Origin of the sequence: Marinobacter sp. UBA2688 (assembly GCF_002352785.1) — a bacterium.
GTDB classification, from domain to species: domain Bacteria; phylum Pseudomonadota; class Gammaproteobacteria; order Pseudomonadales; family Oleiphilaceae; genus Marinobacter; species Marinobacter salarius.
Window position 1 is genome coordinate 16,101 of record NZ_DELU01000027.1, and the last position, 16,645, is coordinate 32,745.

Sequence of the window (16,645 nt, forward strand, 5' to 3'; positions counted from 1 at the left end):
CAACATAGGGTCTGAATCAATGAGCCTCACTCTGCAGATTCACTGGGACAATCAGTGGCACGATGCTGGCACCGTTGCTTTTCCACACGAAACCGACGGACTGCTCGGTAAACCGACGTTTTCATACGACATTCAATATGTCTTGGCGGCCCTCGAACAGGGTGGCGATTATGAAAGAGAGGACCTGAATAACAAGAAAGCCGTCGGAGTAAATCTACCGTGCATCCTGGGCGGTGATTTCATGGCGGGAGAAATTGCACCAATATTGCGCGATATTATTCCTCAAGGCGCTGGGCGCCGAGCTTTAGTAAAACAACTTGGATATTCCCGTGACCCAGAACAGGCGATTGATGTTCGACTCTTGACTGAGGGGTGCATTGGGCCGATTGGCAACCTACGGATTAAAGAGGCCGCCAAAGCCTTTGAAAAAGAGGTTGCCGAGTCCGAAATCGTCCTCTTTGACCGACAAGACGTATGTACTCGCGCTGACGCCCTGGTTCAATATGCTAACAACTTACATGTCGCGATTGGCGGCGCCACAGGTGCCGGTGGTGATGCCCCGAAACTCCTATTGGTTGAGAATCATTACGGTGAGTATGCGCTTGAGGGAACTATTCCTGAAGAGGATATTTCGCGCCACTGGCTCGTAAAATTCCCGCGCGGCAACAGATCCAAAGATGATGTTCAGGTTCTTGAAGGCGAGGCAGCTGTTTATCAGTTGCTTGAGGCTCGAGGGTTCACGTCTATAGTCGGCACATTCTTCGATGAGATCAATGGCGACGTTGCACTGTGGTTACCTCGATTCGATCGGGAGGTGGGGGCTGATGGTGTATCACGCCACGGTATGGAATCTGTTTATTCCATCATGGGAATGATAGGCGATGGTGCACGACTTGAGCACGTGGATGTGATTCAAAAACTGCGAGAGTGCATTACAAAGCCCAAGAATAAAGACGCTCTACTCGCTGATTACTTGGTTCGCGATGTGCTGAATACCACAGTCGGTAATAGAGACAACCATGGAAGAAATACATCTTTGATAAAACGTGGCCACGACATTGAATTAGCGCCGGCTTATGACTTAGCACCAATGGTTTTAGACCCTGAGCCAATTGCAAATTCTACCTGGTGGCCGAAACACCTCTTGGATAGGCGACGGAACCCAGATTATGCCGCCATTCTAGAGGAGCTCGCGACCGATCCCAAGAGAGCAGCCGGCCTCATGGAAGGCGAGTTATCGAAACTGACAGGCATGAAAGATGGTCTTAAGCGGTGTGGCGCCCCTGCCAAGATGCTGGATCACGCCTCCATTAGAATGCATGAGCCTGAACTGGCACTTGAGCAGCTCGAGCGTTTACTGCAACCACACTGACTCAACGGGATTCAAAACATTCATGCCCAAATTAAAGCGGCCGGATCTTACACCGGAAGAGCGGACCAAAATTCGAGAGGAGATTATAACTGAACTTCAGACCGAGGAAATCCACCTCGGTCAAGCCATTCGGCGGCTTCGTCTAAAATTTACAGGCCTCAACCAGAAACAATTCGGGAGAATCGCAGGATTCTCAGCGACGACCATCTCCGCTATCGAGCGCGACCCAGAGACAGGGACCGTGAAAACGTTGAACAGGATCCTTCGAAAGTTTGGCATGCACTTAACTCTTGGAATGATAGTGCGAAAAAGCGATAAAACCTAAATTTCAGGCCCGGCTCCATAGCAGCAATTGTCCTATTCCAGGAGGTTGTCGAGGGGCCGCTGATAACCCGGCGCAAACACTTCCAGGAAATACATCACTTCCGGCAGGGCATCATCCTCCAGCTTTTTCAGGATGTGACCCGCCGCTGGCTCAAACTCCTTGTTGCCCGCCTGAATCTCTGCCTGGCATTTCAACAACGCCGAGAGCCGGTCGGCCGCCTTGATCAGTTCCTTCTCCTCCTGTTCCCATCCGGATTCGCGAACATAAGGCGCAAAATCCTCCTGCAGGTCCGCCGGTAGCAGCGCCAGTAGCTCGGCCTCCGCCTTGTGCTCGATATCTCCGAACGCTTCCCGCATAACCTGCGAGTGATATTTGACCGGTGTCGGCATATCGCCTGTAATAACCTCTGTGGCATCGTGGTAGAGTGCTGCGGCAGCGATCCGGTCAGCGTTGACCTGCCCGCCAAAATGCCGGTTACGGATAATCGCAAGCGCATGGGCCAGGGTAGCCACCTCCCAGGAATGAGTGGCGACATTTTCCTCAATCGCGTTGCGCATCAGCCCCCATCGCTTGATCCACCGCAGGCGAGACACATAGGCAAAAAAATGACTGAGAGGGCGTTTCATAATGGGCGCTTCACGTTTTGCATGAGTTTATTGTTGGCCTCTTCTGACTAAGATTAAACAGTGGTAATGTGAATGGACGTTCAAACCTTGATGCCGGGAAGCACTCTACCTTGAAACTCCAACTCGGATTAAAGCGCAGACATCCGCTGAAAGTCACCTTTCTGATACTGGGCTTAACGCTGACTCTCGGTGTTACAACCACTGTTTCGGCCCAGACCAACATCGCTGTCGGCGTCTATAATTTCCCTCCGGTGGCCAGTGTGAACAGTGAAAACAAGGTGGAGGGCTTACTCGGTGACCTGTTAAGAGAGCTGGATTCAACAAACGACAAGGTCACGTTCCAGATTGTCTACACTTCCCCAAAACGCAGACACCTGGATTTCCACGCCGGATTGTACGACGTTATTTTCTTTGAGAACCCGAGCTGGGGCTGGGAAAACCTGCCCGTTAACGCTACCCGACCAATTCTGATGGACGAAGACGTCTATGTCGCCCTCAACAAACCCGGCCGTGACCAAAGCTTCTTTGACAACGTCACCGAGCGACAGCTCGTTGCTATCTCGGGCTATCACTATGGCTTCGCCGGCCTGTCTACGGATAACGCCGAGCTTGAGAAGCGATTCAATATCGAGTTCTCCCATAGCCACAGCCGTAATCTTGACCTGATCAAGGCGGACCGTCCGTCACTGGCCGAAGTGGCTGTGGTCAGTCGCTCCTATCTTCAGAGCCACCTGAACGACAACCCCGAGGACAGTGACAGGTTCCTGGTGTCCGATACCCCCGATCAGACCTATCTCCTCCATATCATGGCACGGGACAACGGCCCCATCGACGCAGCCACATTGGAGCAACTGCTGTCGCCGCTGTTCAAAGACGGGCGGTACCAGCAATTTGTCGATAAACGCGACCTCCAGTTGCCGCCGGGCATCCCCGAGCCAGCAGCGCCTTGATCCCAGCCGCTGTCACCGCACATCCAGCTCAAAGCTGACGGTGACAGTGCCGGCCTCATCGGCCGTCGCGTCGCGCACAGGGTCAAGCAGGTATACCTGATTTTCTGATGCTCCATGCTCCTGCAGCATTTGCTCCCGGAGCCATACGCCCCGGGATGTTGCCAGGTTGCCCAAAGCCTCCGGTGGCAGTTCCATATCGGCTATCAGTCGCTTCACCAGCGCCTGCTCCCATTCCTGTTCGCCGGGTTCTGCGTTCCCGCCGGCAACGTCGTTTCGGAAAGCTTCCACCGACGCCACGTAATCCGAATCCGCGTACGCCTGCTCAAGCCGGGCGATACGTGTAGACGCGGAAGCTCCATCCGCTATGTCCAGTTGCTCGAACAGTTTCTGCCGCCGTAACGCGTCTCCGTCTGCCTCTGGTGCGACCGCTCCACGAACATTGAGCGCCAGACCAGGGCGTTCATTCAAGGCCTTGCCCAGTGCCTCCAGTTTGACGCCTTCCCCATCGGCAAGCTCGGTGCGCCCCGCTTCAAAACGCACATTGCCCAGTTCTTCTCCCGACAGGCCCGCAAAATCCGCAATCGAACCCAGCATGCTGAATGGCGACGTAGCGGCTTTGGCAACGAGGTTTACGAATGTCCTCATGACAACCTGACCGATACTGAAGTCCGGGCTTTCCAGATCTCCGCTGATGGGCAGGTTGATATCGATGACACCCTGCCGGTCACGCAGCAACGCCAGACCAAGCTTGACCGGTGCACTGACGGCCTCGTCACTCGGAACGGGGCCTCCAAGCTCCAGCCGATCCAGGATGACGCTGTTGGCAGCATCCAGACGGCTGCCGGAAAACTCATAATCCAGATCAAGCTTGAGCTTGCCACTGTCCACGCTGTATCCCAGGTAACGGCCAAAATACGGTGACAGCATGGGCAGAGAGACGTTCTCCATGGTCAGCTTCAGATCGCTGGTATCATCGGTGCCCAGGGCGCCCACGGAACCATCCAGCGTCATGGTTGCCACATCGCCAACCCGCCCCTGGATCGAGATCTGGCCCTGTTGCGGCGCCACGTTGCTAAGCCCGGTTACCGAGCCGCGCAACTGGTCGAACCGGGTTGCGAATGTCGGGTCCAGGGTCCGATCGGTGTAGGAGATGGCACCTTCTTCCAGCATCAGTTGGCCAATGCGGAAGATGAAGCCGGGTTCGCCGTCGCTACTGGTTGTTTCCCCGGCTGGCGCGGATTCGTCCGACGGCGAGGACCTGACAATCCGTTCAACATTATGAGTGCCGTTGCTGTCACGGACCACGTTCACCGCAGGACCCACCAGGGTAATGGTGCCAATCTGCAGCCGTGCCGGCGCGACGTTGTACTCCAATGGTTCCAGGCGCACGCTCTGCCAGCGGATCAGGGGCTGATCGCTGTCGCCAAGACGCATATCCAGGGAGGCCACCTCGCCAGTGCCGCTAAAGGTACCCGTCAGCGGGTCTTGCTGTTGATCCAGATCCAGATTGCCATCGACAGACAACAGGCCATCCCTGACATCCAGGTTCGCCGCCTGGTTGATATAGGCGCCAAACTGCGACAGGGCAATCCCGCTGCCAGACAGCCCGGCTTCCAGCGTGAAAGGTGCCAACGTGGCCTGACCATTGATCGACAGTTTCCCACCACCGTTCAGCGCACCACTGGCGTTGTAATTGACCGGTTCCTCCAGGCGATGGGAGATCTCATCGATGCTGATCGACAGGTCCTCAAGGGCCAGTTCGGCGGGCAGTTGCGGCTGCTCGTCCCGCCAACTGACGGCGCTGTTGGCCAGTTCCACGCCGGCCACCGTCCAGCGGAAAGGCGCTCCTGTGCCAGTGTCGTCACCACCTGATTCGTCTGCACTATTCTGAAGTGGCGCCAGAAGATTGAGCTGGCCGTCCGCATCACGAAGCAGTGACAGGCTGACACCATCGATGTTCACGGTGCCAGTGGACAGCTCCTGCTCGTTAAGCCCGAAACGGATATTACCCACGCTCAGACGGTTCGCGCTCAGCAGCCCATCATCGGCATCAGCCTCAACGCCGAGATCGACATCGTCGATCGTGAGCTGGCCCTCCGAGGTGGTCAGATACAGTTCACCGGCAGAACGCAGTTCGTACTGCGAGCTAAGGGTCACACTGCCGTTACGAAGCTGATAGGGAAGATAGGGCTTGAGAAAATGCTGCAGGGTTTCATGGGACACGTCACCCAGTTTGAGGAACCCTTTTGAATAGAGAGGGGCGATGCTCAGGTCGCCTTCCCACTCAATGGTCTGGCTGCCGACCGCCGCCAGCAGGTAATAGCTGCTGTCGGCGTCCTCGCGGGGCCAGGTGGCCAGGTCGTTCAAAGCCAGATCCAGGGGCGTAACCCGAAATTCTTCCTGGCCTTGCTGACTGAAATCCCGGAACAGCAGTTCGCCACCCGAGACCCTGATCCGGTCAAAATAGATTCTGGGCGGTTCTCCAGAATCCGCCTCCTCGGGCGCCGGTTGTTCGCCACCCGGATTATGGGCCTGCCAATCCCGGGCGAAGTTGACACTGTAGTCCTCGAGCAAATCCAGGCGAACGTAAGGGTCTTCCAGTTCGATGTCCTGCAGCGCGACAATTCCGGTGAGCAATCGCCAGACGCCGAGGTTGGCGTAAAGGCTGTCAAAGGCAACCACCGGTTCGCCTTCAGCGTCCCTGGCCTCCAGGCCAACGGCTTCAACGCTCATGGCGAAGGGGTTCACCTGGACCTCTTCAATCTCGGCCTTCCACCCCATGTGTTGTTCCAGCCGCTCCGGCAGCGTTCGCTCCAGCCACCACGGCAGTAGCGCAAACCCGGCGATGGCATAGATCACCACCAGAACCAGTACCACTATCGAGATATTTCTGGCAGACAATCGTCGTTTGCGGTTCGCAGGCACCGGGCTCTCCTTGTTGTCCATTGCTGACAGGCGCGATCTGTCGCCAATCTATCCACCAAGGATAGCCCGCCAGTCACCGGTTTGTCAGCCGGATGGGTTGATGGGGAGGGTGATGAGGAGGGTGATGGGGGGTTATAGAGGGTGATGGACTGACATGGGGCAACGAACCCGATATTCTGTTTTCACTGACTCAGGCAACGAAATCCCTCATTCAGGAAACCCGGATGGATATTAGCGATATGCGCCGAGACTTCGAAAGCGAAGGCCTTGAGCGCGATGCCCTTGATGACAACCCCGTCAGACAATTCCATGTCTGGTTCGAGAATGCCCGTGAGGCCGGCATTCTCGAGCCCAATGCCATGTCACTGGCCACCTCAGGCGGAGACGGCATGCCCGACATACGGACCGTCCTGTTGAAATACTTCGACGACGCCGGTTTTGTGTTCTATACCAACTACGGCAGCCGCAAGGCCCACGAAATGGCAGAAAATCCAAAAGCCGCCCTGCTGTTCCCCTGGATCGGGCTGAACCGCCAGGTGCGGATTCAGGGCCATGTGGAAAAGGTCAGCAAATCCGAATCCCTGAGGTACTTCACCTCTCGCCCCCGGGGCAGCCAGATCGGTGCCTGGGTATCGGAACAGAGCAGGGCGATCAACTCCCGCGGATTGCTGGAACAGAAAGTGGCCGAGATGAAACGCCGGTTCAAGGACGGGACGATCCCGCTACCCGATTTCTGGGGCGGTTACCGCGTGGTGCCGGAACGAATCGAGTTCTGGCAGGGGCGGCCAAGCCGCCTGCATGACCGCTTTGAATACGTCAGGCAGGGCGATCGCTGGCACATCGACCGTCTACAGCCGTAACCCGCACCGCTCCACCAACTTCAGACGAGAAGGCAGGACTATGGACAATCAACAACGCTGCCCCTGGTGTGGCGATGACCCGCTCTACGTTCACTACCACGACACCGTATGGGGCCGCCCCGAGTACGACGACCTGGCGCTGTTTGAGAAGCTGTGCCTGGATGGCCAGCAGGCGGGCCTGAGCTGGATCACCATACTCAAGAAACAGGACAACTACCGCGCCGCCTACGACCATTTCGACCCTGAAAAAATCGTCCGTTATGACGAGGCCAAAGTCGACGCCTTGATGCAGGACACCGGCATCGTCCGTAACCGCCTGAAAGTCGAGTCCATCATTCGCAACGCCCGGGGCTACCTGGAGCTACGGGATCAGGGCCACTCGTTCAGAGACTTCCTGTGGTCGTTTGTCGGTGGAGAGCCTATCCAGAATCACTGGCAGCGCTTTGCCGACGTGCCGGTTTACACGCCCGAGGCCGAAGCCATGTCCAAGGCACTGAAAAAACGCGGCTTCAACTTTGTGGGGCCCACCATTGTATATGCCTTCATGCAGGCCACGGGCATGGTCAATGACCACCTCGTTCAGTGCCCTCAACACGCCGCCTGCCGTGAGCTCGCGGACAATGTCTGACTATTATTTCCTCGGCGTTACACGACTGGAATGATCCCAAACGATCCGTTGCTCGTAAGTCCGTGGGTAGCACATCATCCCCGCGTTTTACGGTGAGAGTCATACGGTGAGAATAACCCTGGAAGAACTCAGGCAGTCGATCAACCCGGCCATTGAGTTGGTGGGCACGGAGCCCGCCGCTATCGAACCAATGAGGATTCGGGTTCAGGGGAAGCACTCGTGATTGCCGTCGCCAGACTGGCGATCGTCGTGGGCATTGGCGGGCTGCTGCCTTTCCTTGCCGCCATTTTCGGACTCTTTGCGTTGCCTGAACAGAGCCTGGCCATCTCCCGCTATTTCTACCTGTACAGCGCGGGCATTCTGGGCTTTATGGCGGGCATCTACTGGCCACTGGCCATGCAGCTTGAGAATCGCTGCTACCCGATTTCCCCTCTGGTAACCATGTTGTTGAGCCAAGTGTTCTTCATCACCGCCGGCATTGGTCTGCTGCTGCCCATTGCCGGCCAGATCCTGGTTTACACGCTGGCCTATGTCGCGCTGTATGTGGTCGACGCTCGCTGGATGAGGGGTTATTGGCCGGACTGGTATCTGAAGTTGCGGCTGGGACTGACAGCTGTTGTCCTGGCGTGCCAGGTAGCGGCGGGCGCCTGGTTCATTCTGGCCCAGGGCTAAGCCGGTCGATACCGGCCCTGAATACTAGCCCCGGAGCTCGTCGTTAGGGTCGATAAAACGGCCCCGTAACTTTTTCAGGGCGCTTTTCTCTATCTGCCGCACCCGCTCCCGGCTTATTCCCAGGTCATCGGAGATCACCTGCAGGGTTTCCGGTTCCGGGAGACCCAGGCCGTAACGCCTGGCCAGGACATCCTTTTCCCGCGAACTCAGTTCCGCCAAGAGAGCGGTCAGTGTCCGTTTGCGGTCACGCTGGGCCATGTCGTGGTCCGGCGCGGACTGATCGTCTGCACATAGGCTGTCACCCAGCGTAATGCCACCCTCCATGCCCACCGGCAGATCCACCGACACTTCCAGACTGGCCAGCGCCCGCAGCTCACCAATGCGGGAAGGCGACACCTCAATCTCCCGCGCCAGTTCGGTCTGCGACGGTGTGCGGCCCAATGTCTGGTGCAGTACCAGGGATTTTTTCTGCAACAGGCGGATTTCATCGACCACGTTTTCAGGGGTATGCACAAGCCGGGTTCCACGCTTCATGCACCGCTTCACCTCTTCGCTGATCCACCAGTAGGCATAGGTCGAGAAACGAAAGCCCTTGGTAGGATCAAACCGCTCCACGGCCTTGATCAGACCGACATTGGCATCCTGAATGACATCCGACATGGGAATGCCGCGGTTGGCGTAGCGCCTTGCGATGTGCACCGCGAGCCGGAGATTGCTGCGAATCAGCCGCTGACGACTGGCGGTGGCGAGATGGTAGGCACGACGACACCGCCTCGAAAAAGCACAGGCGTCGCCCAGGCTTCCAACCACTTCGCGGAATGTCTGAGGGGTGCCTTCCGGCAAGGCAAGCTCGGTAGATATGATCCGATAGCAGAAGGTCAGGCGCCGTGAAAGTCGGCGCTCGCCCTCATTGGTGAGCAATTCGTAACGGGACGCATCCCTGAAGTACAGCCCTACCAGGGATTCCGTTTCGCCGGAATGGGCTATGGTCGGAGACGGCCCCGGGCTCTGAACGTCAGTCATGGCACAGGTTCCGATCGCGAATTTCCAGAGAATACGCGCGGAACAGCGTCGTGGATCCCCCGTTGCCGGGGGCACAGACTGTCCGTTGTGGCAATTACCGACGTAGAGAAACCAGCAGGTTACGCTGCAACAATCGCGTACTCGTGGTTGTGAGGCTCAATCAGCGCGCCGTGAAGCGCCACAATGGTCTTCTCATAGGCGTCTTCGTCCACTACGAACTGGATGTCCACCTGCCGCATGCACTGGTGCAGGGCCAGAACGCTGATATCCTCGTCCGCCAGGGCCTTGACTGACCGAGCCAGGATGCCCGACACCTTGATATCGCTGCCAATGGCAGACACGATCGCCACCTTGCGAGTGCTGATTTCGGCGTTGGGAAATTCGTCTTTCAGCGCCCTGACCACCCGTTTGACGTGTTTGAGCGTACTGTCCACGTAGTGGGTAATGGTGTTGGCGTTGGTGTCCTTGGATACGAAACGCACCTTGAAGCGACCCAGCACTTCCAGAATGCGACGGTCGGAACCGGGCTCACCCTGCATGTCCTGATCGAACACCTCAATGGCAAACACGCCTTTGTTACCCGCGATGATCTCTACCTGAGGCTTCTCACTGACGTAGTCGCCGGTGATCAGGGTACCGGTGTGCTCCGGCTCGAAGGTGTTCATCACCCGCAGCGGAATCTCGTTCTGACGCATGCCCTTGCCAGCGCGCGGGTGGATCGCTTCCATACCGAGGTTCGCCAACTGGTCAGCAACGTCATAGTTGGTGCGCCCCAGGGGGACGACCTTATCCGCACCGACAATGTTGGGGTCCGCGGAACTGAGGTGGTATTCCTTGTGGATGATCGCTTCGCGGGCGTTGGTAATCACCGCGACCCGGCTGAAGGTCATCTCGCTGTAGCCCCGGTCGAAGGTACGCATCAGGCCTTCCTTGCACTGGGCATACCCCGTCACGATCGGCAGCTCACGGCTCAGGTCCACCGCGTCGAATGCCTGCTTGAGCTTTTCATCCAGCGGCAGCAGTTCATTGTCGCGCCACCCGGTCAGGTCCACGAACCGCGCATTGATGCCTTCCTGCTGAAGCTTCAGGGCAGTGTTGAAGGCACTGTGGGCCTCACCGATACCGGCCAGCATTTCACGAACCGTCAGCAGATGCTCCTCAAGCTGGAACTGCCCGTAGGAACACAGACGTTGCAAATCAATCAGGCAGCCGCGAACGCCTTCGATGCGGTCAGTGATGAACTGGTCCGCCTGCTGCTTGAGCATGGGGTCCGGGAACAGCTCGCCATTGATGTCGGTCAGGAACTGGATCAGTTTGGTGAGGTCGTCGCCCCAGGCCCAGTCCGACTCGGCATCGGCGAACAGGGCATAGACACCCGGTTCTCCGGTTTTCTTGTGCTCCAGCAATTCGTCGGTGACACCGCCATAGGCGGAGACCACGAAGATGCGCTGGTACAGGTCGTCCTTGGAGCGCCCGCCGAGAATGATGTTGTCGCGCACCGCCTCATAATTGCTCATGGAGGTGCCGCCGATTTTCTCTACGGTATGTTGTTCGCTAGTCATAATGTTACCGTCGTTATCCTGCAGAATGAGTGTCGGGAGATGGCAGGCGTCTCAGGACGCCTTGCTCATTCCCTCCTGCATGATTTCGTCCACGCTTTGACCTAGAAGTTTAGCACCTTTGCGCAGATCGTCCTCGCTGGTGGTCAGCGGCATCAGGCATTTGATCACTTCGTCATTGGGGCCGCTGGTTTCAATAATCAGGCCCTTCTCAAAGGCACGACCGGTGATCTTGTCCGTCACTTCAGCGTCGGTGGCTTCAATGCCACGCATCATGCCCCGGCCTTTCATCTTGAACTCGCCCGGGTACTTGTCACAGATTGCCTGCAGCCCTTCAGCCAGAACCTCGGTCTTGGCTTTCACTTCATTGGCAAAGGCATCGTCTTTCCAGTAGGTCTCGACCGCTGCGCGGGCGGTTACAAAGGCCATGTTGTTGCCCCGGAAGGTGCCGTTGTGCTCGCCCGGCCCCCAGACATCAAGCTCCGGCTTGAACAGCACCAGGGCCATCGGCAGGCCGTAACCGCTCAACGACTTGGATACCGTTACGATATCCGGCTTGATGCCCGCAAATTCGAAACTGAAGAACTCGCCGGTACGGCCGTTCCCTGCCTGGATATCGTCGACGATCAACAGAATGTCGTACTTTTTGCACAGCTTCTCGAGGCCCTGCAGCCATTCAGCGCGGGCGACGTTCAATCCGCCTTCGCCCTGGACCGCTTCAACGATGACCGCTGCCGGCAGTTCAAAGCCGGAGGAGCCGTCGGACAACACCTTGTCCATGATTTCCAGGGTGTCTACGTTCTCACCCAGGTAGCCGTCATAGAACATGAAGTCCACATTCCCCAGCGGGGTGCCAACGCCACCACGGTGGTGCTTGTTACCTGTGGCCGCGACCGCGCCCATGGTGACGCCGTGGAAGCCATTGGTGAAGGACACGATGCCATTGCGGCCTTTCACCTTGCGAGCCAGTTTCAGGGCCGCTTCCACGCAGTTGGTGCCGGTAGGACCGGTAAACTGCATTTTGTAGTCCAGGCCACGGGGGTCCAGGATGTGCTTCTTGTACGACTCAATGAAATCGTGCTTGGCGGTGGTAAACATATCCAGGCCCTGGCTGACACCATCGCTTTCAATGTACTCGAGCAGCGCTTTCTTGAGAATGTCGTTGTTGTGGCCATAGTTCAGTGACCCGGCGCCGGCCAGGAAGTCCAGGTATTCCTTGCCATCTTCGGTGTACAGGTGCGCGTTCTTGGCACGGTTAAAGATCACCGGAAAGGCACGGGAATAAACGCGTACTTCGGATTCGGTCGACTTGAAAAGTTCCATTGTCTTGCCTCTTAGCATGTCAGGTTCGAGGTAACTGTGCGGTAGCACGTTGGTTGAAGCCGTTGTGACAGATTCACCTCAGCAATCTGCCGGCTAGTCCAAACAGGGGGATCGGTCGTTCGGGAAGGCTGCTACGCCGTCTTTGTGAAAGGCCCGATGCGGAGCAGGAACTCGGAGTCGTGCTTGCCGCCAAAGTGGGTGTCTTTCTCAAAGTGCTCGTGGTAAGTCAGTTCAGCACCCATGTCACGGGCAAAGGACCGGAACAGCGCCCAGGAAGCCTCATTGTCTTCAGTGATGGTGGTTTCCATGTGGGTCACGTCTTTACACGCGTCCCTGGCCACAATCGCCTTCAACATCCGCTTGGCAAGACCTTGCCCACGACCTTTCTCGTGAACGGCCACCTGCCAGACAAAAACGGTTTTGGGCTGTTGGGGGGGAATATATCCGGAAATAAAGCCGACCAGATCGCCGTCTATCTCCGCGGCCACGCCGGTTTCGGCAAAATGGCTGCACTGCAGGAGGTTGCAGTAGATCGAGTTAGGGTCCAGCGGGGGGCATTGTGCCACCAACTGGTGAAGCCTGTAGCCATCATCCTTGACCGGCGTGCGGAGGGTGATGGCGGTGGTATTCGAGCCTTCTGATGTCATAACGTGATCGATTCGCCTCAAAAAGTTAGCGTTAAATTATATAGACCACAAAATATATTTCAAGTCGGCGCTCTGGGGCCGCCAGCCCCGATGGCTACCTCTCACCTTCAGAATAGACATTATTACACCAACCGCCAGTGACAAATTCGTTACCCTATAGAGCCCCTTCCAGGGGGAAACGTAATATCGTCTGCGGTTATCGAAGTCCCTCCAACGATCCGGTCCCGGTACGACACAGCGGCGGCCGAACCCGCCGGCCAGAGCCGGTCAAACTGCTCTAACCAGGCGTCGACGTCATAGTCCACGGGTAACAGTGAGACATTCAGGCCCTGCCGCTCAAGACCGGCAACCGGCTCAGCCACGGGGCTCGCCAGACCGATCCGGGTGATCAACCCACGGGGGTCCTGCCGCAGATTCCCCATTCCGGCTGCCCCGTTGTTGGCAACCACACAACGTCGCTCGTTCACCATTCCCGACCACAGTACTGGCAGGCAGGTGTGGGTGGAGACAATCACATCAGCACCGCTGGCCAGGAACCACTCCGTCAGCTTCGCCTCGTTACCAGCCACAAAGGATTCATAGGCCAACCCCCAACCGGCGAGGGACTCCGGATCGCCGTGAATCACCAAAACCTTTAGGCCTCCAAATATCAGGCAACGGTAACGGGGTAAGAGGGATAACCGCGCCTGAATATCGGAATGCTCCCCGGCCACCCCCTGCAGCCGCCCCATAATGGCGTTGGAACGTGCCACGACGCCCTCATCCACGAAATCCGGATAGGCACAACCGCAGCCGGCGCCATCATTGGGGTTGGCCAGTTCATAATCCACGTTGCCCAGGCTGACGGTGTGCTCCAGCACCCGATTGTTGATCTCCCGGAACAGCCCGTCGGTGGCGTTAAACCAGTTAAAATCCCCGTTAAACACCAACGTCACCCGGCGACCCTGTCGCTCCTCCGCCCGTGCCAATCGCTCGATTTCATCCAGGGCAAGGGGATTTCCGTACAGGCCACCGATAACATACAGCACGTCCCCGGCCACCTGTTGCGGCTCAGCACACAGCGACGCCGGATCGTAGCGATACGCCAGCGGACAACTCCGGCCCTCGGTCACGACACCACCTCCTAAACCTCCCCGGCCGCCAGAGAGCGCCCGGCAAGTCGGCGGACGACCAGCGGCACAAAGAAACCGGCGGTGCAGATCAGGAAGCCGTAGGCGTTTACACCCAGCAGCATGGCGTATTTGCCGTCACCGATGGCCCAGCTGGCGGGAATCAGCCCCGTTGCCAGCAGCACACCCAGACCCAGGCCGGTCCAGAAACTGAGATGAAAGCTCCAGGGCGACCAGCGGGTAAAACCGTAAAACAGGAACACCGGTGCCAGCCCCATCACCATGGTGCCGGAAATGGTGGTGGCCTTGAGAATATCGGTGCCGGCAAACATCGGCAGGTTACCCAGCAGTGCGAACACAATCATGATGACCGCGCCCACGCGAACGCTCGGCAAGCGGTCTTTGGCACGTTTCGCCAGCCGTGGCAGATCCACCGCCAGGGACTTGGCCAGTGAACTGAATGTGGAATCCAGCGTGGAGCCGGCGGAGGTCATCATCACCACACTCATGAAGAAGAGCGCCGCCAACCCAAGCGATTGTCCGACAGCCGCGGGCGCATTACCCATGGCCTCAATGCCATTGAGCCGTGCGTGAACACCGACGAGGCTGAAGATGAACACCGCCACAAAGCCCAGCAGTCCTGCCACCACGAAGCTCTTCAACATCGTTTTTTCCTTGTTCACAAAGCCGCGGTCGGTTAGCACCGGATCGTGGAAGGGGTAGCTGAACATCTGCAACAGCGCGACGAGCAACAGGTCAAAGCCGGCATTGAGCTTGAACTCACCGTCGGTGAGCAGGGCACTGGTGTCATTGGCCGGCACAATCAGGAACAGCACCGCGCCGACAAAGAACACAAACACGAACGCCTGAATCACATCCGTGAATATCGACGACCGCAGGCCACCTTTCAGGCTGTAGGCGAGAGTAAAGACGGTAAACAGCATCGCCGCGGAGTAGTACTCCCACTCACCCGGCAGCCCGAAATAGCCGCCCACCACGGCGGTGTTACTCCAGACTTCGTTATACAGACGGATCAGGATGGCCGCCGCAAACGCCAGACTGGCCAGCCGGCCAAAGCGCGACGTGAGGAAATCCTGCAGGCTGCGGGCACCGGTCTGGGTCCGAATCAAATAGATGATGTAGCCGGCCACGGGAATCGACAGCCAGTAACTGGCGTACGCCAGACCGCCGGTGACACCATAAGCAGCCCCCAGGTTGGCCGCGTTGGTCACCGACTTGGCAAAGATCCAACTGATGAAAATACTCGCCGTCAGCGACCACTGACTTACCGGGTTACCCTGATCATCCGCACCTTTATAGAACGAATTGGCGTTTTTGCTCTTGGGCGACAACACATACATCACCACCCCATAAACCACCAAAAACCCCCAAAACAGGGTCGCTTCCGTGAAATTCATCGTCTGTCTTTTCCTCGTCCGTTCTTTGTTCTAATCCAGCGAATTGCAGTCATTCAACCGCGGTCTGGGGGTGGTGTTTTATTTCCGCCAGGAAAAAGGTGTCTGAACAAAGCGAGTTCTTTTTCTCAAGGAAATAAAACACCACCCCCAGACCGCCAACTCCCAGCAACCAGTCCTAAAAAAGAATCACCCAGGCGCCGAACAACTAGCCCCAAACCGATAACAGGCAAAACACCGGTGATGCCGCAACATAATCCGCTCATCCATGCTCTCCGCCAGTGTCCCGCCAAGGTCATACTGCGGATCGTCATCCACCAACGTACAGGCATACACCCGCACCCGGTCATCCCGCTTCACCAGCATGCGCGTATAAGTGCACATGAAGTGCGACCGTGCCTCTTTGGTGGGGTATTTCTCCATGCAGGTTTCGGTAATCTCCGGGCTGCCGTCTTCTGAGCCGGGCGTCCCCAGATCAGGGAACGCGGTGAATGCCAGCGTTTCAGGAATGCCCCAGTCCCGCAGAATCTCGCGGAAAGCCGCTTCCACATCCGCCGGAATCTCCTCCGGATCGGTCTGGCGAGCAATCGATACCTGAAAACCCTGGTCGACCAGCCAGCGAATCCCCTCCAATGCCTTATCGAAACTGCCTTCACCCCGGTCCACGTCATGCCGGGCCCGGTCAGGGAAGTCCAGGCTGACGCGGAAATGGATCGGGTACGCGTTGTCCAGTAACGGCAGCACCTGATGACGGCGTTTGAGCAGCGGATCCGTGGCATTGGTCAGGACAAAGCAGGGACGGTGCTGGCTGGCGTAATCGAGGATATTGATGAAATCCTTGATCACGAAAGGCTCACCGCCGGTGAAGGAGAACTGCTCCACCCCCATATCCAGGGCTTCGTGAATAAAGGGTTTCACGTCGCTCAACTTCATGCCCGGAATACGGCCATCGCCGGGGTGTGACCCTTCCAGGCAAAACGGGCAGGCCAGGTTGCAGGCGGTGCCGGTATGAATCCACAGTTCCTTGAGCTTGTCGGAATCAATGTAGCCGCGCGGGTCGCCGTTGCGGGTGTGGGTCCAGCTGTCGCGGGCCCTCGGTTCCAGCACTTCCACGGCGGGAATACGTCTTTCGGCGGTTTGGGTCAGGGGCATAGCTGCTCCGTGTTGACGATGAATCTATGAGTGCCAAAAAAGGTGCAGGCCCTGTAACA

The 16,645-nt window shown here is 57.5% G+C and carries 14 protein-coding genes; 5 read left to right on the top strand and 9 right to left on the bottom strand.

The features are described from left to right. Window positions 1–19 precede the first annotated feature (19 nt). A complete protein-coding gene (locus B3M52_RS17915; RefSeq protein WP_075196323.1) occupies window positions 20–1,372 on the top strand; it encodes a HipA domain-containing protein in 1,353 nt (450 codons plus the stop codon). A gap of 357 nt (window positions 1,373–1,729) precedes the next feature. Here B3M52_RS17915 and yfbR read toward each other — a convergent pair whose 3' ends face one another. Continuing rightward, the gene (gene yfbR / locus B3M52_RS17920; RefSeq protein WP_041332831.1) at window positions 1,730–2,323 is read right to left on the bottom strand and encodes a 5'-deoxynucleotidase; all 594 of its coding nucleotides are present in this window, start codon (window positions 2,321–2,323) and stop codon (window positions 1,730–1,732) included. A 110-nt stretch (window positions 2,324–2,433) separates the two neighbouring features. Between yfbR and B3M52_RS17925 the strand changes: the two genes are divergently transcribed. Then, window positions 2,434–3,273 carry an amino acid ABC transporter substrate-binding protein gene (locus tag B3M52_RS17925; RefSeq protein ID WP_256713631.1) on the top strand — a complete coding sequence of 280 codons (840 nt, stop codon included), beginning with the start codon at window positions 2,434–2,436 and terminating at the stop codon, window positions 3,271–3,273. A gap of 12 nt (window positions 3,274–3,285) precedes the next feature. Here the strand turns inward: B3M52_RS17925 and B3M52_RS17930 are convergent, their stop codons facing one another. Continuing rightward, a complete protein-coding gene (locus tag B3M52_RS17930; RefSeq protein WP_256713632.1) occupies window positions 3,286–6,198 on the bottom strand; it encodes a DUF748 domain-containing protein in 2,913 nt (970 codons plus the stop codon). A 224-nt stretch (window positions 6,199–6,422) separates the two neighbouring features. On the opposite strand from B3M52_RS17930, the gene pdxH reads away from it, so the two are divergent. The 3 genes from pdxH (at window position 6,423) to B3M52_RS17945 (ending at window position 8,358) form a co-directional block, all read left to right on the top strand. Beyond that, window positions 6,423–7,058 (top strand): pyridoxamine 5'-phosphate oxidase, encoded by a 636-nt coding sequence (pdxH, locus tag B3M52_RS17935; protein ID WP_075196326.1) that lies wholly within the window; start codon window positions 6,423–6,425, stop codon window positions 7,056–7,058. A 40-nt stretch (window positions 7,059–7,098) separates the two neighbouring features. Next, complete coding sequence (locus B3M52_RS17940; protein WP_075196327.1) at window positions 7,099–7,686, top strand: DNA-3-methyladenine glycosylase I; 588 nt, start codon at window positions 7,099–7,101, stop codon at window positions 7,684–7,686. A 219-nt stretch (window positions 7,687–7,905) separates the two neighbouring features. Then, window positions 7,906–8,358 carry a DUF3429 domain-containing protein gene (locus tag B3M52_RS17945; protein WP_075196328.1) on the top strand — a complete coding sequence of 151 codons (453 nt, stop codon included), beginning with the start codon at window positions 7,906–7,908 and terminating at the stop codon, window positions 8,356–8,358. Between the two features lie 24 nt (window positions 8,359–8,382). Here B3M52_RS17945 and B3M52_RS17950 read toward each other — a convergent pair whose 3' ends face one another. From B3M52_RS17950 to B3M52_RS17980, 7 genes are all read right to left on the bottom strand, one after another. After that, window positions 8,383–9,381, bottom strand: coding sequence for a sigma-70 family RNA polymerase sigma factor (locus B3M52_RS17950; protein ID WP_075196329.1), 999 nt, complete (start codon window positions 9,379–9,381; stop codon window positions 8,383–8,385). A 119-nt stretch (window positions 9,382–9,500) separates the two neighbouring features. Then, window positions 9,501–10,943 carry an aspartate kinase gene (locus B3M52_RS17955; protein ID WP_075196330.1) on the bottom strand — a complete coding sequence of 481 codons (1,443 nt, stop codon included), beginning with the start codon at window positions 10,941–10,943 and terminating at the stop codon, window positions 9,501–9,503. 51 nt (window positions 10,944–10,994) lie between these two features. Beyond that, window positions 10,995–12,263, bottom strand: coding sequence for a diaminobutyrate--2-oxoglutarate transaminase (gene ectB, locus B3M52_RS17960; protein WP_075196331.1), 1,269 nt, complete (start codon window positions 12,261–12,263; stop codon window positions 10,995–10,997). Between the two features lie 131 nt (window positions 12,264–12,394). Continuing rightward, window positions 12,395–12,910, bottom strand: a complete 516-nt coding sequence (gene ectA, locus B3M52_RS17965; protein WP_075196332.1) for a diaminobutyrate acetyltransferase — start codon at window positions 12,908–12,910, stop codon at window positions 12,395–12,397. Window positions 12,911–13,059: 149 nt separating this feature from the next. After that, window positions 13,060–14,022, bottom strand: a complete 963-nt coding sequence (locus B3M52_RS17970) for a metallophosphoesterase family protein (RefSeq protein ID WP_075196333.1) — start codon at window positions 14,020–14,022, stop codon at window positions 13,060–13,062. An 11-nt stretch (window positions 14,023–14,033) separates the two neighbouring features. Beyond that, window positions 14,034–15,437 carry a sodium:solute symporter family transporter gene (locus tag B3M52_RS17975; protein WP_007154860.1) on the bottom strand — a complete coding sequence of 468 codons (1,404 nt, stop codon included), beginning with the start codon at window positions 15,435–15,437 and terminating at the stop codon, window positions 14,034–14,036. Between the two features lie 186 nt (window positions 15,438–15,623). Next, window positions 15,624–16,586, bottom strand: coding sequence for a radical SAM protein (locus B3M52_RS17980; RefSeq protein WP_041332820.1), 963 nt, complete (start codon window positions 16,584–16,586; stop codon window positions 15,624–15,626). Window positions 16,587–16,645 lie beyond the last annotated feature (59 nt).

Excerpts from the sequence above, each read along its gene's own strand:
- ectB (WP_075196331.1), bottom strand. The coding sequence starts at position 12,263 with ATGGAACTTTTCAAGTCGACCGAATCCGAAGTACGCGTTTATTCCCGT.
- B3M52_RS17980 (WP_041332820.1), bottom strand. The coding sequence starts at position 16,586 with ATGCCCCTGACCCAAACCGCCGAAAGACGTATTCCCGCCGTGGAAGTG.
- B3M52_RS17975 (WP_007154860.1), bottom strand. The coding sequence starts at position 15,437 with ATGAATTTCACGGAAGCGACCCTGTTTTGGGGGTTTTTGGTGGTTTAT.
- yfbR (WP_041332831.1), bottom strand. The coding sequence starts at position 2,323 with ATGAAACGCCCTCTCAGTCATTTTTTTGCCTATGTGTCTCGCCTGCGG.
- pdxH (WP_075196326.1), top strand. The coding sequence starts at position 6,423 with ATGGATATTAGCGATATGCGCCGAGACTTCGAAAGCGAAGGCCTTGAG.
- ectA (WP_075196332.1), bottom strand. The coding sequence starts at position 12,910 with ATGACATCAGAAGGCTCGAATACCACCGCCATCACCCTCCGCACGCCG.
- B3M52_RS17950 (WP_075196329.1), bottom strand. The coding sequence starts at position 9,381 with ATGACTGACGTTCAGAGCCCGGGGCCGTCTCCGACCATAGCCCATTCC.
- B3M52_RS17915 (WP_075196323.1), top strand. The coding sequence starts at position 20 with ATGAGCCTCACTCTGCAGATTCACTGGGACAATCAGTGGCACGATGCT.
- B3M52_RS17940 (WP_075196327.1), top strand. The coding sequence starts at position 7,099 with ATGGACAATCAACAACGCTGCCCCTGGTGTGGCGATGACCCGCTCTAC.
- B3M52_RS17955 (WP_075196330.1), bottom strand. The coding sequence starts at position 10,943 with ATGACTAGCGAACAACATACCGTAGAGAAAATCGGCGGCACCTCCATG.